Raw genomic sequence first — 18,979 nt, forward strand, 5'->3', positions numbered from 1 at the left:
CCCGGTGAACCGTTTTGTAATTGCTGACTCCACCGTCTGTATCGGCTGCCGCACCTGCGAAGCCGCCTGCTCAGAGACGCATCGCCAGTACGGCCTGCAGGCCATGCCGCGACTACAGGTCATGCGTAATGAAAAAGAATCGGCGCCGCAAATGTGCCACCACTGCGAAGACGCCCCTTGCGCCGCCGTGTGTCCGGTTAATGCGATCAATCGCGTCGATGGCGCGGTTCAGCTGAATGAAAGCCTGTGCGTGAGCTGCAAGCTGTGCGCCATTGCCTGCCCGTTCGGGGCGATTGAATTTTCCGGCAGTCGTCCGCTGGATATTCCGGCTAATGCCAATACCCCTATGGCACCCGCTGCGCCGCCGGCGCCCGCTCGCGTCAGTTCGCTGCTCGACTGGGTACCCGGCGTGCGCGCTATCGCCGTGAAATGCGACCTGTGCCATTTCGATGAGCAGGGACCCGCCTGCGTGCGTACATGTCCGACGAAAGCGCTGCTGCTGGTGGATATCCGCGATATCGCCCAGGCCAGCAAGCGCAAGCGTGAGCTGACCTTTAATACCGACCTCGGCGATTTGTCGCTGTTTCAGTCGCAACAGGAGGGCGTGAAATGAGCGCGATCTCTTTAGTCAACCAGGCGGTGCTGTGGTATGCCGCCAGCGGCGTGCTGGCATTTATCTTTACCCTGAGAAAACCGTTAAGCGGTGCGATTGCCGGGATCGGCGGCGCGGTGGCCAGCGCCATGCTGATCGTCGCCGCTATCGCGACGCTGATAACCCCGGAGCAGGTGAGCGACGGCATGCTGCAGATGCTCTCTTTACCGGCTCGGGTGAACGGCATCAATGCGCTATGGCTGCTCGCCATTGGCCTCAGCGCCCTGCCTGTCGCCCTGTTTAATATCGCCTGGCATCGTCATTCGCAGGTGAAAGCCAACGGCCTGCTGGTCAATCTGCTGCTGGCTTCAGCAACCTGCGCCGTGGTGGCAACAAACTTCGGCACGCTGGTGGTCATGGCGGAGATGATGGCCCTGTGCGGAGCATTTCTGACCGGCTGCGCGCAATCCGCAAAGCTGTGGTTTGCGTTGGGACGTCTGGGCACGCTGCTGATGGCGTGGAGCTGCTGGCTGGTGTGGTCTTTCTACGGCACTCTTGACCTGGGGCAGATTAGTCTGCTCGCCGCCCACGCTCCGCAAAATATGCTGCTGTGGTTGCCGGCGCTCGTCGGTTTCGCGCTGCTGGCGGGCGTTATCCCGCTCCACGGCTGGGCGCCGCAGGCGCACGCCGGGGCCAGCGCGCCGGCCGCCGCTCTGTTCTCCACGGTGGTGATGAAAGTCGGGCTGTTTGGCATGCTGACGGTCTCGCTTGCCGGGAGCACGCCGCCGCTGTGGTGGGGCGTCTTGCTGCTGGTCGTGGGGATGATAACCGCGTTTATCGGCGGACTGTACGCCCTGATGGAGCACAATATTCAGCGCCTGCTGGCTTATCACACCCTCGAAAATATCGGCATTATTTTGCTGGGACTTGGCGCCTTCGTCACCGGTCTGGCGCTCAACAGCAGTAGCCTGATGGTGCTGGGCTTCATCGGCGGCATGTACCACCTGATCAACCACAGTCTGTTCAAAACGACGCTGTTCCTTGGCGCCGGCGCCGTGTGGTTCCGTACCGGCCACCGCGATATCGAAAAGCTGGGCGGGCTGGGCAAAAGAATGCCGCTGATTTCGCTCGCTATGCTGATCGGCCTGATGGCGATGGCGGCGCTGCCGCCGCTCAACGGCTTTGCCGGCGAGTGGGTTATCTACCAGTCCTTCTTCAAACTGAGCACCGGCGACGCCTTTATCGGCCGTCTGCTTGGGCCGCTGCTGGCCGTTGGCCTGGCAATGACCGGCGCGCTGGCGGTGATGTGTATGGCGAAAGTCTACGGCGTGACCTTCCTCGGCGCCCCGCGGACTCCGGAAGCGGAGAACGCCACCGGCGCCCCGCTGCTGATGACGGTCAGCGTGCTACTCGCCGCGCTCTGCTGCGTGGCGGGCGGGGTCGCCGCGCCGTGGCTGTTGACGCTGGTCGGCGGGGTACTACCGGTTCAGGCGCAGATCTCAAGCGTGGTGTCGCAGCCGCTGATCGCCATTCTGCTGCTGGCCTGTCCGCTGCTGCCGTTCCTGCTGATGATCTTCTTTAAAGGCGATCGTCTGCCCGCACGCTCCCGCGGTGCGGCATGGGTCTGCGGCTACGACCATGAAAAATCGATGGTCATCACCGCTCATGGTTTTGCCATGCCGGTTAAAGAGGCCTTTGCGCCGCTGCTGAAATTGCGTCATTGGCTGAATCCGGTGCGTCTGGTTCCCGGCTGGCAGTCCGCCTCGGCGCCTGCGCTGTTCCGCGGCGTGGCGTTGCTTGAGCTGGCGGCGCTGGTGGTTATTGTCATTTCGCGAGGAGCCTGAGAATGAGCGTTTTAATTGCACTATTGCAGGCGCTGCTGCTGTTTGCCGCCGCGCCTCTGCTGTCCGGCATCACCCGCGTAGCCCGCGCCCGCTTGCATAATCGCCGCGGTCCGGGAGTGCTGCAGGAGTATCGGGATATCTTCAAGCTGCTGGGTCGCCAGAGCGTCGGGCCGGATGTTTCCGGCTGGGTTTTCCGCCTGACGCCCTTCGTGATGGTCGGCGTGATGTTGACCATTGCCAGCGCGCTGCCGGTGGTAACCGTCTCGTCGCCGCTGGCGGGACTGGGCGATCTGATCACCCTGATCTACCTGTTCGCGATTGCCCGTTTCTTCTTTGCGATTGCCGGTCTGGACACCGGTAGCCCGTTTACGGCGATCGGCGCCAGCCGCGAAGCGATGCTCGGCGTGCTGGCGGAGCCGATTCTGCTGCTGGGCCTGTGGGTTGCGGCGCAGGTTGCCGGCTCTACGCACCTCAGCCAGATCGCCGCCACCATTTATCACTGGCCCGTTGCCCGCTCGGTACCGCTGGTCCTGGCGCTGTGCGCCTGCGCGTTCGCCACCTTTATCGAAATGGGCAAGCTGCCGTTCGACCTGGCGGAAGCGGAGCAGGAGTTGCAGGAAGGGCCGCTGACCGAATACAGCGGCAGCGGATTTGCGGTGTTGAAATGGGGCATCAGCCTCAAACAGCTGGTTGTGCTGCAGATGTTTGTCGGCGTCTTTATTCCGTGGGGAGCGATGACCAGTTTTAGCCTCGGTGGCCTGCTGCTGGCGCTGGTCGCCGCCATCGCCAAGCTGGTGGCGGGCGTGCTGGTTATCGCGCTGTTTGAAAACAGCATGGCGCGTCTGCGTTTTTGTGCCACTTCCCGCGTTACCTGGGCCGGTTTTGGCTTTGCGTTTTTAGCTTTCGTCTCCTTGCTGGCGGCGTGATTAAGAGAGTTTGAGCATGTCTGAAGAAAAAATCGGTCAACACTATCTCGCCGCGCTGCATCAGGCCTTCCCGGGCGTGGTGCTCGACGAAGCCTGGCAGACCAAAGATCAGCTCACCGTGACGGTGAAGGTCAACTATCTCCCGGAAGTTGTGGAGTTTCTCTACTACCAGCAGGGCGGCTGGCTGTCGGTGCTGTTCGGTAACGACGAACGTAAGCTTAACGGCCACTATGCCGTGTATTACGTGCTGTCGATGGAGCAGGGGACCCGGTGCTGGGTAACCGTGCGCGTCGAAGTGGATGCCGACAAACCGGAATATCCGTCGGTGACGCCGCGCGTGCCTGCCGCCGTCTGGGGCGAGCGTGAAGTGCGCGATATGTACGGTCTGATACCAGTGGGGCTGCCGGATGAGCGCCGCCTGGTACTGCCGGACGACTGGCCGGATGAACTCTATCCGCTGCGTAAAGACAGCATGGATTATCGTCAGCGCCCGGCGCCGACCACCGATGCGGAAACCTACGAGTTCATCAACGAGCTGGGCAGTAAGAAAAACAACGTGGTGCCGATTGGCCCGCTGCACGTCACTTCCGATGAACCCGGTCATTTCCGCCTGTTCGTTGATGGCGAGAATATTATCGACGCCGATTACCGCCTGTTCTATGTCCACCGGGGCATGGAAAAACTGGCGGAAACCCGCATGGGTTATAACGAAGTGACCTTCCTGTCCGACCGCGTGTGCGGTATCTGCGGTTTTGCCCACAGTACGGCCTATACCACCTCCGTCGAGAATGCGATGGGGATCGTGGTACCGGAACGCGCGCAGATGATCCGCGCCATCCTGCTGGAAGTGGAACGCCTGCATTCGCACCTGCTGAACCTCGGCCTCGCCTGCCACTTCACCGGCTTTGACTCCGGGTTTATGCAGTTCTTCCGCGTGCGTGAGACCTCAATGAAGATGGCGGAGATCCTCACCGGGGCGCGTAAAACCTACGGTATGAACCTGATTGGCGGCATCCGTCGCGACCTGCTGAAAGATGACATGATCCAGACAAGAGCGCTGGCGCAGCAGATGCGCCGCGACGTGCAGGAGCTGGTCGATATGCTGCTCAGCACGCCGAATATGGCGCAGCGTACCGTGGGGATAGGCCGCCTCGACCCGCAAATCGCCCGTGATTTCAGCAACGTCGGTCCGATGGTCCGCGCCAGCGGCCACGCTCGCGACACCCGCGCCGACCATCCGTTTGTCGGCTACGGTCTGCTGCCGATGACGGTTCACAGCGAACAGGGCTGCGACGTCATTTCGCGCCTGAAGGTGCGTATCAACGAGGTCTATACCGCGCTGAATATGATCGACTTCGGCCTCGATAACCTGCCGGGCGGTCCGCTGGCGGTGGAAGGCTTTACCTATATCCCGCACCGTTTTGCGCTGGGCTTCTCGGAAGCGCCGCGCGGGGATGATATCCACTGGAGCATGACCGGCGACAACCAGAAGCTGTACCGCTGGCGCTGTCGTGCGGCCACCTACGCCAACTGGCCGACCCTGCGCTATATGCTGCGCGGCAACACCGTCTCCGACGCCCCGTTGATTATCGGCAGCCTCGATCCTTGCTACTCCTGTACCGACCGCATGACCGTGGTCGATGTGCGGAAGAAAAAAAGCAAAGTGGTGCCGTACAAAGAGCTGGAGCGCTACAGCATCGAGCGTAAAAACTCGCCGCTGAAATAAGGAATCGCCATGTTTACCTTTATCAAAAAAGTGATCAAAACCGGCAACGCGACGCACGCCTATCCGCTGGAGCCGATGCCGGTAGATAAAAACTTTCGCGGCAAACCGGAACATACGCCGCAGCAGTGTATCGGCTGCGCGGCCTGCGTGAACGCCTGCCCGTCGAACGCGCTGACGGTGGAAACGGACCTGGTGACGCGCGAGCTTGCCTGGCAGTTCAACCTCGGGCGCTGCATCTTCTGCGGTCGCTGCGAAGAGGTGTGCCCGACGGCGGCCATCAAGCTGTCGCAGGAGTATGAACTGGCGGTGTGGAAGAAAGAGGATTTCCTCCAGCAGTCGCGCTTTGCCATTTGCCATTGCCGGGTGTGCGAACGCCCGTTCGCCGTACAAAAAGAGATCGACTACGCCATCGCGCTGCTCGGGCACAACGGAGATACTCGCGCCGAGCTGCATCGCGAAAGCTTCGAGACCTGCCCGGAGTGTAAACGCCAGAAGTGCCTGGTGCCGTCCGATCGTATTGAACTGACTCGTCATATGAGAGAGGCCAGCTGATGAGCAATTTACCAGGCCCGCGCGATGAAAACGGCATTCCGCTGCCGATGACGGTGGAGGAGTCCATCGCCAGCATGAAGGCATCGCTGCTGAAGAAAATTAAGCGTTCCGCCTATGTCTATCGCGTGGACTGCGGCGGCTGCAACGGCTGCGAAATCGAGATTTTCGCCACCCTGTCACCGCTGTTTGATGCCGAACGCTTTGGGATCAAAGTGGTGCCGTCACCGCGCCATGCCGATATTCTGCTGTTTACCGGCGCGGTGACCCGCGCCATGCGTTCACCGGCGCTGCGTGCCTGGCAGTCGGCGCCGGATCCGAAAATCTGCATCTCCTACGGCGCCTGCGGCAACAGCGGCGGTATCTTCCACGACCTTTACTGCGTCTGGGGCGGAACCGACAAAATTGTCCCGGTGGACGTCTATATTCCGGGCTGTCCGCCGACGCCTGCCGCCACGCTATATGGCTTTGCGATGGCGCTGGGTCTGCTGGAACAGAAAATTCACGCCCGTCTGCCGGGCGAGCAGGATGACAAAGCGGCGGAAATTCTCCACCCCGGCATGGTGCAGCCGCTGCGGGTGCGCATCGATCGTGAAGCGCGTCGCCTGGCGGGCTATCGCTATGGCCGCCAGATTGCCGATGACTACATGCGTCTGCTGGCGCAGGGCGATAGTCAGGTGGTGCGCTGGCTGGAGGCGGAGAAAGATCCGCGTCTGACTGAGATCGTCACCCATCTGAACCAGGTGGTCGAGGGGGCGCGTATCCGATGAGCGAGACGGTGGTGTTCAGTCAGCTGAGCCGTAAATTTATTGATGAGAACGACGCGACGCCCGATCAGGCGCAACAGGTGGTCTATTACAGCCTGGCGATTGGCCACCACCTCGGCGTCATCGACTGCCTGGAGGCAGCGCTAAGCTGCCCGTGGCAGGACTATCTGGCGTGGATTGCCACTCTCGAAGAGGGCAGCACAGCACGGCGTAAAATGGAGGGCGTGCCGAAGTACGGCGAGATAGTGATCGACAGCAATCATGTCACGATGCTCGCCAACGCCTTCGATAAAGCGCAGGCCCGGCAGACCGCCGAACAGCAGGCGTGGAGCAAAACGATGCTCAGCATGCTGCACGATATTCACCAGGAAAGCGCCATCTATCTGATGGTGAGGAGACTCCGTGACTGATGTTTTACTTTGTGTTGGCAACAGCATGATGGGCGATGATGGCGCAGGCCCGCTATTGGCGGAGATGTGCGCCGCCAGGCCGGTCGGTGAATGGGTGGTGATCGATGGCGGCAGCGCCCCGGAAAACGACATCGTCGCCATTCGCGAGCTACGTCCCGATCGCCTGCTGATCGTCGATGCTACCGATATGGGGCTCAACCCCGGAGAAATCCGCCTCGTTGACCCGGACGATATTGCCGAAATGTTTATGATGACCACCCACAATATGCCGCTCAACTATCTGATCGATCAGCTGCAAGAGGATGTTGGTGAGGTCATTTTTCTCGGGATTCAGCCGGATATCGTCGGCTTTTATTACCCGATGACCCAGCCAATTAAAGATGCGGTCGAGGTGGTATATCACCAGCTTAGCGGCTGGCAGGGGAACGGCGGTTTTGCACAGCTGGAGGCGGCAGACGCATAGCGTCTGGCATCCGGGCTTACGCGAATGTTTAGCCGGGTCAGGCAATACGCTTTTTCGCCTACGCCATCTCAAGGAGCTAGGGGTGACAAGGCTAACGTGGATGGGTTAATAGCGGGTTGGCTATGCCGCTCAAGCGCTGGTGCGTGGATTTGTTGGCTGTCTGCCGATGAGCGACGCGGAGTATGGCCGCAAACGCGCGCCGCGGCATCTGCGGACCATGCCCGCGCCGGATGGCGGCTAACGCCTTATCCGGCCTACAAAACGACAAAACCGTGGGCCGGTGCAGCCACAGCGCCGCCCGGCAATATATGCTCTACTCGAGGTCTTCGCCGTTGCTGGCAATCACCTTCTTGTACCACCAGAACGATTTTTTACGCTTACGCTCCAGCGTACCGTTGCCGGCATCATCGCGATCGACATAGACAAAGCCATAGCGCTTGCTCATTTCGCCGGTTGAAGCAGAAACCAGATCGATACAGCCCCAGCTGGTGTAGCCCATCACCGGGATCCCGTCCTCAATAGCATCGCGCATCGCTTTGATATGCTCGCGCAAATAGCTGATGCGATAGTCATCGTGAATCTCGCCGTTGGCATCGATCTCGTCCCGGGCGCCGAGGCCGTTTTCGACCAGAAACAGCGGCTTCTGATAGCGGTCATACATCATATTCATGGTGATGCGCAGGCCGAGCGGATCAATGCCCCAGCCCCATTCACTGGCCTTGATGTGCGGGTTTTTCAGCGATTTAACAATGTTTGCCGCATTGGTGTTGTTGGCGTTCATGTCTGCCGACGCGCAGCGAGAGGCGTAATAGCTGAATGAGACAAAATCGACGGTGTTCTTCAGGATCTCGTCATCGGCCGGCTGCTTTTCAATGGTCACGCCTTTTTCGCGGAACACGCGCGCCGAATAAGACGGATAAGCACCGCGCGCCTGTACGTCAATAAAGAAGAGGTTTTCGCGATCTTTCTCCAGCGCCATCCACACATCTTCAGGCTTGCAGGACCAGGGATAAAAATTGCCGCCCGCCAGCATGCAGCCGACCTGGTTATGCGGGTTAACCTCGTGGGCGATTTGGGTCGCCAGCGCGCTGGCGATAAGCTCGTGGTGCGCCGCCTGGTACTTCACCTGTTCCTGGTTCTCTCCCTCTTCAAACACCAGCCCGGCGCCGGAGTAGGGGCTATGGAGCATGATGTTGATTTCATTGAAGGTTAGCCAGTATTTCACCAGCCCGTCGAAGGCTTCAAAGCAGGTGCGGGCGTAGCGGGTAAAGAACTCCACCATTTTACGATTGCGCCATGAACCGTATTCAATGACCAGATGCATCGGTACATCGAAGTGGCAAAGGGTCACCAGCGGCTCAATCCCGTACTTTTTGCACTCTTCAAACAGCGAGCGATAAAAGGCGATCCCTTCTTGATTCGGCTCCAGCTCATCGCCGTTAGGGTACAGGCGGCTCCAGGCAATTGAGGTGCGGAAGACGCTAAAGCCCATCTCCGCCATCAGGGCGATATCCTCTTTATAGCGATGATAAAAATCGATGGCCTCATGGCTCGGGTAAAATTCATCGTCACGCAGCTGAAAACGCTTCTCGAGCCCGAGCTTTACCGGCATGCGGTTCGCGCCATGGGGCAGCGTATCCACGGTGGTCAGCCCTTTGCCGCCCTCGAGATACCCCCCTTCAGACTGGTTTGCGGCCAGCGCGCCGCCCCATAAAAAGCCGTGTGGAAAAGTCGACATGCGTTACCTCGCTTACAAAAAATAGTGTTCAGACGTGTGATGGTCGGGTCGTGGTCTGGCGTGCTCTGGCATCGGCTGCGGCCTCTTCCACCGGGATATCCTCAAAGCCGAGCAGCAGCGTCAGTACGAATGAGAGCACCACCGCCAGCGCCATCACGCCGAAGACCCAGACGATAGACATCGGGTTAGCCGGGTCAAAGAACTGGACGCTGGTGAACAGGCCCGGTGCCGCCATCGAGTGGCTGGCAAGCCCGGCGATACCGGCCACCGCGCCGCAGATAAAGCCGCTGATCAGGCTGGCGATGAGCGGGCGTTTGAGGCGCACCGCGACACCGTACAGCGCCGGTTCGGAGATACCGGCCAGAATGGCGGAGGCCGCGGCCGCCAGCGCAGTCTGGCGCAGCTCCGGATTTTTGGTTTTCCAGGCTACCGCCAGCGATGAGCCGCCCAGCGACAGGTTGGCGCCGATTTCTGACGGCATCACCATCCCTTCTTTACCGGTTTCCGCAATGGTCTGAATAATGGTTGGGGTGAAAACGCGGTGCATCCCGGTCATCACCAGCAGCGGCCACAGGGCGCCCATAATGGCCACCGACAGCCAGCCCAGATAGCTATGAATGGTGTACACCAGCGCGGAGATGGCGCTGCCGATCCAGATCCCGAGCGGGCCTATCAGCAGGATCGCCAGCGGAGCGGCGATCAGCACAATCAGCATCGGCTTGAGGAAGTTTTTCGTCACCGCCGGAGTAATGCGATCGACCCAGCGTTCGATATATGACAGGCACCAGGTCATCACCAGCGCCGGAATAACGGTATAGGTGTATTTCACCGCCGTCACCGGAATAAAGGCGAACTCGACGTGCTCACCCTGGGCCGCTTTGGCCATCAGCTCAATAAAGCTCGGATGGACCAGCACCCCGGCAATGGCAATCGCCAGCGACATATTGGTTTTGAATTTTACCGCCGCAGAGGCGGCGACCATCAGCGGCAGGAAGAAAAAGGCGCCGTCGCCGATGACGGTCAAAATAGTCAACGTGGGCGCACCTTTAGGCAGGACGCCGCTCATCTCAAGGATCATCGCCAGCAGTTTGACCATCGATCCGCCGATGATGGCGGGGATCAGCGGTGACATGGTGCCGATCAGCGCATCGAGGATCCCGGCGCCGATACGCTTTAACGTCAGCGGCGGTTTTCCCTGAGGTTCCGCGGGGCGCATGTTGTCCGGCAGCAGGTTGACCACTTCGCGAAACGCCTGCGATACCGTATTGCCGATGATGACCTGGCACTGATTGTCGCTGCGCACCACGCCAAGCACGCCTTTCAGGCTTTTCAGCGCGGCGCTGTCCACCCGCGCATCATCTTTGACCACAAAACGCAGGCGGGTCATACAGTGGGTGACTGCCGTGATGTTATCCGCCCCGCCTGTTGCCGTCAGAATTTGCTTTGCCAGGGCTGCGTAATTTTTAGACATCGGATTTTATCCTGTTTAATCAATAGGGTACTGGCTGGTTATCGCACCTGAGGATCGTGCGCTATCAGGGATATATAGGAAACCGGTTCCACAAAATCATGATGAGTTTCATTAGTTCTAACAAGATATAAAAAAATCATTTTTTCGTTTTGTGATTTTGATCGCTATGTAAGCCAGCTAAGAATCTGCGCTGAGCGCGAGTCAAAGCTGTAAAACGGCGAGGTGTGCAGTACACTGCGGGCATCTTTTGCAACAGGAAGAACAACATGGCAACGATGCTGGAGGTGGCGAAACGCGCGGGAGTCTCGAAAGCGACCGTTTCCCGGGTACTGTCGGGTAACGGCTATGTCAGCCAGGAAACGAAAGATCGCGTATTTCAGGCCGTGGCGGAAAGCGGCTACCGGCCCAATCTGCTGGCGCGTAATCTGGCGACCAAAAAGAGCCAGACGCTGGGGCTGGTGGTGACCAACACCCTTTATCACGGGGTCTATTTTAGCGAGTTGTTGTTTCACGTTGCGCGGATGACGGAAGACAAGGGACGGCAGCTGATTCTGGCCGACGGCAAGCACAGCGCGGAAGAAGAGCGCGAGGCGATCCAGTACCTGCTCGACCTGCGCTGCGACGCGATTATCATCTATCCGCGTTTTCTCAGCGTTGATGAAATGGACGAAATCGTGGAAAACCAGCCGCAGCCGATTATGGTGCTCAACCGCCGCCTGCGGCGCAACGCCAGCCACTGCGTCTGGTCCGATCAAAAAGCCTCGGCATTTACGGCGGTCGAAAAACTGATTGCCCGCGGCCATCGTGATATCGCGTTTATCACCGGCTCGCTGGATTCGCCTACCGGGATTGAACGCCTTTCCGGCTATAAAGATGCGCTGACGAAACACGGGATTTCGCTGAATAATGAGCTGATCGTTGAGGGCAAGTGGACGCCGGAAAGCGGCGCGGCTGGCGTAGCGACGCTGCGTCAGCGCGATGCCCGTTACAGTGCGCTGGTGGCGAGCAATGACGACATGGCGATTGGCGCGATGAAGCAGCTACATCAGCAGGGCGTGCGGATTCCGGAGCAGGTCTCGGTCATCGGCTTCGATGATATCGTGCTGGCGCCGTATATGGTTCCGGCGCTCTCCAGCGTCAAAATACCGGTGACGGAGATGATCAAGGAGAGTATTAACCGACTGATCTTTATGCTCGACGGCGGCGATTTAAAATATCAGCAAACCTTCCCCGGTGAGCTGCTTGAACGTGACTCGATTGCCCCGGGACCGTTCGCCTGACGTCGTCATCTGTCATCGTCAGATGTGACGATGACAGAATCTGTTCCCCGTCTTTAGGTTATTCATTTCCTTTATTATCAGCGTGATAAAAGTTGGAACGTATTATGCATACTCCGCCGCGTAACCTTCTTACAGCTGGAGAAATGGATGAACCGTTTCATTATTGCCGACGCGAGCAAATGCATCGGCTGCCGCACCTGCGAAGTGGCCTGCGTGGTCTCTCATCAGGAAAATCAGGACTGCGCCGCGCTGACGCCAAAATCCTTCTTACCGCGTATCCATGTGATCAAAGGCGTTAACGTCTCGACGGCCACCGCCTGCCGCCAATGTGAAGACGCGCCGTGCGCCAACGTCTGTCCGAACGGCGCGATCGCCCGGGATAAAGGCTTTATTCACGTGATGCAGGAGCGCTGCATCGGCTGCAAAACCTGCGTGGTGGCCTGTCCCTATGGCGCGATGGAGGTGGTCGTGCGTCCGGTGATTCGTCATAGCGGTGCCGGGCTGAACGTGATGGCGGAAAAAGCGGAAGCCAATAAATGCGATCTTTGCCATCACCGGGAAGAGGGCCCCGCCTGTATAGAGGCCTGCCCGACGCATGCGCTGATTTGCGTGGACCGCAATAAGCTTGAGCAGATGAATAGCGAAAAACGTCGTCGTACGGCGCTGGCCTGGTAAGGCGGCGGCACGATGAACGGAGTGCAGATTCGCATTCGCGGTAAAGTGCAGGGGGTGGGCTTCCGCCCCTTTGTCTGGCAGCTGGCGCAAGAGTCAGCACGCTGCGGCGACGTATGTAACGACGGTGACGGCGTACTGGTGCGCCTGTTGGGCGATGAGGCGGCGTTTCTCGCCGCGCTGACCCGCCGCTGTCCGCCGCTGGCGCGTATCGACAGCGTGGAAACCCGGCCATTTCACTGGCGTACGCTGCCGCAGGATTTCGCCATTCGCGAAAGCGGCGGCGGAAGTATGCGTACCCAGATTGTGCCCGATGCGGCCACCTGCCCGGCATGCCTGGCGGAGATGAACAATCCGCGGGATCGCCGCTATCGCTACCCGTTTATTAACTGTACTCACTGTGGGCCGCGTTTCACCATTATTCGCGCGATGCCCTATGACCGCCCCTTTACCTCGATGGCGCCTTTTCCACTCTGTCCGCGCTGCGAGGCCGAGTACCGCCACCCTGGCGACCGACGTTTTCATGCTCAACCGGTGGCCTGCGCCGACTGCGGCCCGCGTCTGGAGTGGCGCGCGGAAGGCGAGTCGCTGGTCGGAGAAGCGGCATTGCAGGCGGCGATTCATCAGCTACAGGCCGGGCAGATTGTCGCCATCAAGGGCGTGGGCGGTTTTCATCTGGTGTGCGATGCCGGTAATCCGCGCGCGGTGGCGGCGTTACGCACACGCAAACATCGTCCGGCAAAGCCGCTGGCGGTGATGCTGCCGGCGGCGGATAGCCTGCCGGCAGCGGCGCAGGCGTTACTGACGTCACCCGCTGCACCCATCGTATTGATAGAGAAATCGCAGGTCGATGGCCTGTGTGACGACATTGCGCCAGCGCTGAATGAAGTGGGGGTGATGCTGCCATCTAATCCGTTGCAGCATCTGGTTTTGCAGGCGCTGGCGCGCCCTCTGGTGATGACCTCCGGCAACCTGAGCGGACGGCCGCCGGCGATCGCCAACGTCGATGCGCTGCGTGATTTGGCCGGGATTGCCGATGGTTTTCTGCTGCACAACCGCGACATCGTGCAGCGGATGGACGACTCGGTGATGCGGCAAAGTGGTGAAATGCTACGTCGTTCGCGAGGCTATGTGCCTGATGCGATGCCGTTACCGCCGGGGTTTCACGACGTGCCGCCGCTGCTGTGCCTCGGCGCCGATATGAAAAATACCTTTTGTCTGGCGCGCGGAGAGCAGGCGGTACTGAGTCAGCACTTCGGCGACCTCGGCGATGAGGGCGTAGAACAGCAGTGGCATCAGGCGCGGCGTCTGATGCAGGCGGTTTATGGCTTTAACCCCAGCCTGGTGGTCAGCGATACGCATCCGGGCTACCGTTCGACGCAGTGGGCGACCTCGTTGGCGCTGCCGGTTGAGCGCGTCCTGCATCACCATGCCCATGCCGCCGCCTGCCTGGCGGAACACGGCTGGCCGCTGGATGGCGGCGATGTGATTGCCGTGGTCCTCGACGGTATCGGCATGGGGGAAAACGGCGCGCTGTGGGGCGGCGAGTGTCTGCGGGTGAATTACCGGGAGTGTGAACGCCTGGGCGGATTGCCGGCGGTGGCGCTTCCCGGCGGCGACCTGGCGGCTCGTCAGCCGTGGCGTAATCTGCTGGCCCACTGCCTGGCCTACGTTGACGACTGGCAAAACGATGCGCAAACCGCGGCGCTGCGCCAGCACAACTGGCCGCTGCTGGCGCGGGCTATTGACCGGGGAATGAATGCGCCGAAGGCGTCATCCTGCGGACGCCTGTTCGATGCCGTGGCCTGCGCGCTGGGCTGCGCGCCGGACTGCCTGAGCTATGAGGGGGAGGCGGCCTGCCGGCTGGAGGTGCTGGCCACCGCTTGCGATGGCGTTGCGCATCCTGTTCGCCTGCCGTGGCAGGCGGGCGAGCTGGATCTGGCCACCTTCTGGCCGCAGTGGCTGGGATGGCGGGCGAGCCGCGAACAAAAAGCCTGGGCCTTTCATGATGCGCTGGCCTGCGGAGTGGCCGCGATGGCGCGCGATTGTGCAACGTCGCGCGGGATGACTACGTTGGCATTCAGCGGCGGCGTGTTGCATAACCGGCTGCTGGTCTCACGATTGACCTTTTATCTGGCGGATTTTACTCTGCTGTTTCCGCAGCAGCTCCCTGCCGGAGATGGGGCTATCGCGTTTGGTCAGGCGGTCGTGGCCGCAGCCCGCTGGCAGGCTCACAGGGTATCATCATGATAGTGACAATTTTACGCCAGCAGCCGCGTGCCGCTGCGCTGGTGTTGGGACTGGTTGTGGCAAATCTGCTCGCCTGGGGCTGGGCCTGGCAGGCGTTTGGCGATAGCGGCGCGCTGATGGCGGCGAGTCTGCTGGCCTGGGGGTACGGATTGCGCCATGCGGTCGATGCCGACCATATTGCGGCGATCGACAGCGTCACCCGCAAAATGATGCAGCAGGGGCGTCGGCCTTTTGCCGTCGGAGCCTGGTTCTCGTTTGGCCACTCGTCGATTGTGGTGCTGGCTTCGGCGGCGATTGCCGCCACCGCCACCGCTTTCGGCCAGCAGATGAGCTGGCTGCATGATACCGGCAGCGTGATTGGCACCGCGGTGTCGGCGCTGTTTTTATTGCTGATGGCGTTTATCAACCTGGTGATTTTACGCAGCGTCTGGCGCAGCTTTCGCACGTGGAAGAGAGGCGGTAAGGTGAGCGATGAGGTGGCGACCGGCGGCGGCATGATGAGCTGGTTGTTCGGTAAAACTTTTCGTCTGATTAGCCGTAGCTGGCAGATGTATCTGGTGGGCTTTCTGTTTGGCCTCGGATTTGATACCGCCACCGAAATCGGCGTGCTGGGGATTTCTGCCGCCAGCGCGTCAAGCGGAATGTCTATCTGGTCGATCATGGTCTTCCCGGCGCTGTTTGCCAGCGGGATGGCGCTGGTGGATACCCTCGATAATGTGCTGATGGTCGGCGCCTACGGCTGGGCGTTTAGCAAGCCGCAGCGCAAGCTCTATTACAATATGACCATTACCGGCACGTCGGTGGTGGTGGCGTTATTTATCGGTGGTCTGGAAGCGCTGGGGCTGCTGATGGACAAGTTTTCGTTCAGCGGCGGGCTATGGCGCTGGGTCGCCGCGCTGAACGATAATCTCGGCGACGCCGGTTTTGTGGTCATCGGGCTGTTTGTCGCCTGCTGGGTGCTGTCGGTGCTGAATTACCGCTGGCGCGGATACGATAATCTGGCGCGCCAGGTTGCAGATTCCCCCGGCTCTCGCGGCGTTTAGCCGGGCTACCTGAGCCAGGCCGGCCTGCTGCCCGGCGGCGCTGCGCTTGCGCGGGCCTACGGGATGAGGGGCGAGCGGTATGACCACAAAAGCGCACAGCGGGTGTGCTGCCCGGCGGCGCTACGCTTGCGCGGGCCTACGGGGTGAGGGTCGAGCGGTATGACCACAAAAGCGTACAGCGGGTGTGCTGCCCGGCGGCGCTGCGCTTGCGCGGGCCTACGGGATGAGGGGCGAGCGGTATGACCACAAAAGCGCACAGCGGGTGTGCTGCCCGGCGGCGCTGCGCTTGCGCGGGCCTACGGGGTGAGGGTCGAGCGGTATGACCACAAAAGCGCACAGCGGGTGTGCTGCCCGGCGGCGCTACGCTTGCGCGGGCCTACGGGGTGAAGGCCGAAATGTAGGCCGGGTAAGCATCGCGCCACCCGGCAAAATAGCGGCGCAGAATCGGTCGCCCGGGTAGGGCGTTTACGCCGCGACCCGGGAATAACGCCCGTTCGGGCCGCTTAACGCACCAATTGTTTGAGCAATGCAAAGGCCTCTTTCATTCGGTCCTCGCTGACCACAAAGGCGCGCAGCTGGTTGGCGGCATCCACCCCTTTCGCCACCACCCCCTCTTTGGCGGCAACCAGATTCCACGTCAGATCGTCCCGCTGTGTCTCACCGGCCAGATGCAGCGGCAGATCCGGCGTTTTAACCTTCACCAGCATCGGCGGCAGCGTCAGTTCGTTCGCCTGCGACAGCAGGTTTTTAGCGAGGCACATCGCGCTCAGTAAAATCGGCTGCAGAAACGGCAGGACGCTGCCATTGATTTCCGCGCAGTCGCCGAGGGCGTAAATTGCCGGATCGCTGGTTTGCAACCGGCTGTTCACCACCACGCCACGACGAATCATCAACCCGGCATGGCGCGCCAGCGCCGTTTCCGGGCGCAGACCGGCGGCGGCGACCACCGCATCGACGGTGACGCTGCGCTGACGGTCGAGGCTGACGCGAATGCCGTCGGCGGTTTGCTCCAGCCCTTCAAGCTGCGTTTTCAGCATCAGGTGTACGCCCATATCGGTGAGCCGATGCTGCAGACGGCTGCTGACCTCCGGCGGCATCAATGCTGAGAGCACGCTGGCGGAGTTATCGACTACCGTCACCGCCTTCCCGGCGCGGCAGAAGTCCATCGCCAGCTCGCAGCCAATCAGGCCGCCGCCGACGATCAGCACGCGTTGCGCATCGTGGAGCTGACTCTGCGCGGCGCCGTACTCGCGCTGGCTGTTGAGGGTCAGCATCAGTTCATGCCCGGGTACCGGCGGGATAAACGGTGCGGCGCCGGTGGCCAGTACCAGCTTGTCGTAGCGCCATTCGCGATCCTGACTTTTCACCACTTTCGCTGCGGCGTCGAGGTCACTGACCCAGGTGTACGGGAACAGACGCAGATGGTACTGCTCGGCGAATTCGCCCGCCGTTTGCAGGGTCAGATCGTCGGCACGTTGGCCGCGGCTGACCACATGGCTGAGGTCCGGTTTGTTGTACTCATCCATGCTGTCGGCGGCGATCAGCGTCAGCGGAATGTGGGTATCCTGCTTGCGGATATTTTTCACCAGCTGACGGGCCGCAAAGCCCGAGCCGATGATGACGATGCCATCACTCATTTTGCCTCCGTTGCCAGAACGTCAAAGACATCTTTGCCGAGAGAGCACTCAGGGCACAGGAAGTTATCCGGGACCTCGCTCCACGGCGTCCCCGGCTGGACATCCTGGTTCGGTTCGCCTTTCGCCGGATCGTAAACCCACTGGCAGACGCTGCACTGCATCGACGGGCCGAGATCGGCTGCTGCTGCCGCGGCACAGGCGCAGTTTTCTTGTTCCGGCGCGGTTTGTACTGCGGCGACCGGCAGCGGGGAGAGCGCCCACTGGCGGGCAATTTCACGGCCGTGTTCGCGGCACAGCTCCAGCGCGTCGAGGTCCGGGCGCCATTTGGCCTTCAGGCTCAGGGACATTTCAAAACCGGCATCCTGTAAGCGGGTGGACAGGCGATCGACCGCACCGCCGCTCCAGCCGTGAGAGCCGAAGGCGCTGGCGCGCTTATTGCGAAAACGCAGGCCGGTCATCTCTTCAACCAGTCCGGCGATTTTCGGCATCATCACATTATTCATGGTCGAGGTGCCGACCAGCACCCCTTTTGAGCGGAAGACGTTGGTCAGTATTTCGTTTTTATCGCTACGGGCGACGTTGAAGATTTTCACCGCCACGCGCGGGTCCACGTCGGTAATTCCCTGGGCGATAGCATCGGCCATCATGCGGGTATTGTTCGACATGGTGTCATAGAAGAGCGTGATGCGGTCTTCCTGGTAATCGGCGGCCCATTTCAGGTACAGCTCGACGATTTGGGTCGGGTTGTCGCGCCAGACCACGCCGTGGGAGGTGGCTATCATGTCGACCGGCAGGTTGAAGCCGAGAATTTCGGTGATTTTTGGCGTCACCAGGCGGCTGAACGGGGTCAGGATGTTGGCATAGTAGCGCTGGCACTGCTCGAACAGCTCGGTCTGGTCGACTTCGTCATTAAACAGGTGCTCGTCGCAATAGTGCTGGCCGAAGGCGTCGTTGCTGAACAGGACCGCATCGCCGGTCATATAGGTCATCATGCTGTCCGGCCAGTGCAGCATGGGCGTTTCGACGAAGATCAGCTGCTTGCCGTTGCCGATGTCGAGGCTGTCTCCGGTTTTCACCACCTTAAAATTCCACTCCGGGTGATGGTGATGGCCGGTTATGGAGTCAATGGCATTGGCGGTGCAGTAAATCGGCGTATCCGGGATACTGTTCATCAATTCGGTCAGCGCGCCGGCATGGTCTTCTTCCGCGTGGTTAATCACGATGTAGTCAATATCGGCAAGATCGATCTCGCTACGCAGGTTCTGCACGAACTCGCGGCTGAATTTATGATCGACGGTATCAATCAGGACATTTTTCTCTTCCCGGATGAGATAGCTGTTATAGCTGCTGCCGCGCAGCGTTTTGTATTCGGTGCCGTGAAAATCACGCACTTCCCAGTCACGTTGGCCAACCCAATGAATGTTATTTTTAACCAGAATAGACATAGCAACCTCAATTAATTCAGCGTGTTCAAATAAGATGAGTTGCTTATATCAAGTTACGTGCCAACTTTTTAATTGATTGATTTTTAATGTTTTTAATGTTTTTTGCTAAACTAATTGATGTCAAAATGACAATGGTTAAAATAGTCGTTATGACAATTAATGGTGT

Annotated in this window: 16 protein-coding genes; 12 read left to right on the top strand and 4 right to left on the bottom strand. The window is 60.0% G+C overall.

The window, feature by feature from the left end:
• Window positions 1-4 precede the first annotated feature (4 nt).
• The 8 genes from Q1L34_RS05240 to hycI are packed head-to-tail and all read left to right on the top strand — an operon-like array spanning window position 5 to window position 7,277.
• Window positions 5-613, top strand: coding sequence for a 4Fe-4S dicluster domain-containing protein (locus tag Q1L34_RS05240; protein ID WP_004866887.1), 609 nt, complete (start codon window positions 5-7; stop codon window positions 611-613).
• Window positions 610-2,436: a formate hydrogenlyase subunit 3 gene (gene hycC / locus Q1L34_RS05245; RefSeq protein WP_015585875.1), complete on the top strand. Its 1,827-nt coding sequence runs from the start codon at window positions 610-612 to the stop codon at window positions 2,434-2,436. The genes Q1L34_RS05240 and hycC overlap by 4 nt, the downstream gene beginning before the upstream one ends.
• A 2-nt stretch (window positions 2,437-2,438) precedes the next feature.
• A complete protein-coding gene (locus tag Q1L34_RS05250; protein ID WP_004866884.1) occupies window positions 2,439-3,362 on the top strand; it encodes a respiratory chain complex I subunit 1 family protein in 924 nt (307 codons plus the stop codon).
• Window positions 3,363-3,378: 16 nt separating this feature from the next.
• Window positions 3,379-5,088, top strand: a complete 1,710-nt coding sequence (gene hycE, locus Q1L34_RS05255; RefSeq protein WP_004866882.1) for a formate hydrogenlyase subunit HycE — start codon at window positions 3,379-3,381, stop codon at window positions 5,086-5,088.
• Window positions 5,089-5,097: 9 nt separating this feature from the next.
• Window positions 5,098-5,640 (top strand): formate hydrogenlyase complex iron-sulfur subunit, encoded by a 543-nt coding sequence (locus tag Q1L34_RS05260; protein ID WP_004866880.1) that lies wholly within the window; start codon window positions 5,098-5,100, stop codon window positions 5,638-5,640.
• On the top strand, window positions 5,640-6,407 hold the full coding sequence (locus Q1L34_RS05265; RefSeq protein ID WP_004866877.1) for an NADH-quinone oxidoreductase subunit B family protein: 768 nt from the start codon (window positions 5,640-5,642) through the stop codon (window positions 6,405-6,407). The genes Q1L34_RS05260 and Q1L34_RS05265 overlap by 1 nt, the downstream gene beginning before the upstream one ends.
• Entirely contained in the window at window positions 6,404-6,814 is a 411-nt protein-coding gene (locus tag Q1L34_RS05270) for a formate hydrogenlyase maturation HycH family protein (RefSeq protein ID WP_015585877.1), read from the top strand. The genes Q1L34_RS05265 and Q1L34_RS05270 overlap by 4 nt, the downstream gene beginning before the upstream one ends.
• Complete coding sequence (gene hycI / locus Q1L34_RS05275; protein WP_004866873.1) at window positions 6,807-7,277, top strand: hydrogenase maturation peptidase HycI; 471 nt, start codon at window positions 6,807-6,809, stop codon at window positions 7,275-7,277. The genes Q1L34_RS05270 and hycI overlap by 8 nt, the downstream gene beginning before the upstream one ends.
• Before the next feature lie 313 nt (window positions 7,278-7,590).
• Here the strand turns inward: hycI and Q1L34_RS05280 are convergent, their stop codons facing one another.
• A complete protein-coding gene (locus Q1L34_RS05280; protein WP_004866872.1) occupies window positions 7,591-9,015 on the bottom strand; it encodes a 6-phospho-beta-glucosidase in 1,425 nt (474 codons plus the stop codon).
• Between the two features lie 28 nt (window positions 9,016-9,043).
• Complete coding sequence (gene ascF, locus Q1L34_RS05285; RefSeq protein ID WP_032718148.1) at window positions 9,044-10,486, bottom strand: PTS cellobiose/arbutin/salicin transporter subunit IIBC; 1,443 nt, start codon at window positions 10,484-10,486, stop codon at window positions 9,044-9,046.
• A gap of 266 nt (window positions 10,487-10,752) precedes the next feature.
• Here ascF and Q1L34_RS05290 point away from each other — a divergent pair, with 266 nt between their 5' ends.
• From Q1L34_RS05290 to Q1L34_RS05305, 4 genes are all read left to right on the top strand, one after another.
• Window positions 10,753-11,766, top strand: a complete 1,014-nt coding sequence (locus Q1L34_RS05290; protein ID WP_015585878.1) for a LacI family DNA-binding transcriptional regulator — start codon at window positions 10,753-10,755, stop codon at window positions 11,764-11,766.
• Between the two features lie 147 nt (window positions 11,767-11,913).
• On the top strand, window positions 11,914-12,441 hold the full coding sequence (gene hydN / locus Q1L34_RS05295) for an electron transport protein HydN (protein WP_004866866.1): 528 nt from the start codon (window positions 11,914-11,916) through the stop codon (window positions 12,439-12,441).
• Window positions 12,442-12,453: 12 nt separating this feature from the next.
• The gene (gene hypF / locus Q1L34_RS05300) at window positions 12,454-14,688 is read left to right on the top strand and encodes a carbamoyltransferase HypF (protein WP_327204384.1); all 2,235 of its coding nucleotides are present in this window, start codon (window positions 12,454-12,456) and stop codon (window positions 14,686-14,688) included.
• Window positions 14,685-15,731 carry a HoxN/HupN/NixA family nickel/cobalt transporter gene (locus Q1L34_RS05305; protein WP_004866862.1) on the top strand — a complete coding sequence of 349 codons (1,047 nt, stop codon included), beginning with the start codon at window positions 14,685-14,687 and terminating at the stop codon, window positions 15,729-15,731. The genes hypF and Q1L34_RS05305 overlap by 4 nt, the downstream gene beginning before the upstream one ends.
• A gap of 503 nt (window positions 15,732-16,234) precedes the next feature.
• Here Q1L34_RS05305 and norW read toward each other — a convergent pair.
• The gene (gene norW / locus Q1L34_RS05310) at window positions 16,235-17,368 is read right to left on the bottom strand and encodes an NADH:flavorubredoxin reductase NorW (RefSeq protein ID WP_004866860.1); all 1,134 of its coding nucleotides are present in this window, start codon (window positions 17,366-17,368) and stop codon (window positions 16,235-16,237) included.
• Window positions 17,365-18,813: an anaerobic nitric oxide reductase flavorubredoxin gene (norV, locus tag Q1L34_RS05315; RefSeq protein WP_044349640.1), complete on the bottom strand. Its 1,449-nt coding sequence runs from the start codon at window positions 18,811-18,813 to the stop codon at window positions 17,365-17,367. The genes norW and norV overlap by 4 nt, the downstream gene beginning before the upstream one ends.
• Between the last annotated feature and the right edge of the window lie 166 nt (window positions 18,814-18,979).

Source organism: Klebsiella ornithinolytica, assembly GCF_030505655.1.
Classification (GTDB): domain Bacteria; phylum Pseudomonadota; class Gammaproteobacteria; order Enterobacterales; family Enterobacteriaceae; genus Klebsiella; species Klebsiella ornithinolytica.

Bases quoted from the DNA above. Each gene is read 5' to 3' on its own strand.
- Q1L34_RS05290 (WP_015585878.1), top strand. From the start codon at position 10,753: ATGGCAACGATGCTGGAGGTGGCGAAACGCGCGGGAGTCTCGAAAGCG.
- norV (WP_044349640.1), bottom strand. From the start codon at position 18,813: ATGTCTATTCTGGTTAAAAATAACATTCATTGGGTTGGCCAACGTGAC.
- Q1L34_RS05265 (WP_004866877.1), top strand. From the start codon at position 5,640: ATGAGCAATTTACCAGGCCCGCGCGATGAAAACGGCATTCCGCTGCCG.
- Q1L34_RS05270 (WP_015585877.1), top strand. From the start codon at position 6,404: ATGAGCGAGACGGTGGTGTTCAGTCAGCTGAGCCGTAAATTTATTGAT.
- hypF (WP_327204384.1), top strand. From the start codon at position 12,454: ATGAACGGAGTGCAGATTCGCATTCGCGGTAAAGTGCAGGGGGTGGGC.
- hycE (WP_004866882.1), top strand. From the start codon at position 3,379: ATGTCTGAAGAAAAAATCGGTCAACACTATCTCGCCGCGCTGCATCAG.
- hydN (WP_004866866.1), top strand. From the start codon at position 11,914: ATGAACCGTTTCATTATTGCCGACGCGAGCAAATGCATCGGCTGCCGC.
- Q1L34_RS05280 (WP_004866872.1), bottom strand. From the start codon at position 9,015: ATGTCGACTTTTCCACACGGCTTTTTATGGGGCGGCGCGCTGGCCGCA.
- Q1L34_RS05250 (WP_004866884.1), top strand. From the start codon at position 2,439: ATGAGCGTTTTAATTGCACTATTGCAGGCGCTGCTGCTGTTTGCCGCC.
- norW (WP_004866860.1), bottom strand. From the start codon at position 17,368: ATGAGTGATGGCATCGTCATCATCGGCTCGGGCTTTGCGGCCCGTCAG.
- hycC (WP_015585875.1), top strand. From the start codon at position 610: ATGAGCGCGATCTCTTTAGTCAACCAGGCGGTGCTGTGGTATGCCGCC.
- Q1L34_RS05260 (WP_004866880.1), top strand. From the start codon at position 5,098: ATGTTTACCTTTATCAAAAAAGTGATCAAAACCGGCAACGCGACGCAC.
- Q1L34_RS05305 (WP_004866862.1), top strand. From the start codon at position 14,685: ATGATAGTGACAATTTTACGCCAGCAGCCGCGTGCCGCTGCGCTGGTG.
- ascF (WP_032718148.1), bottom strand. From the start codon at position 10,486: ATGTCTAAAAATTACGCAGCCCTGGCAAAGCAAATTCTGACGGCAACA.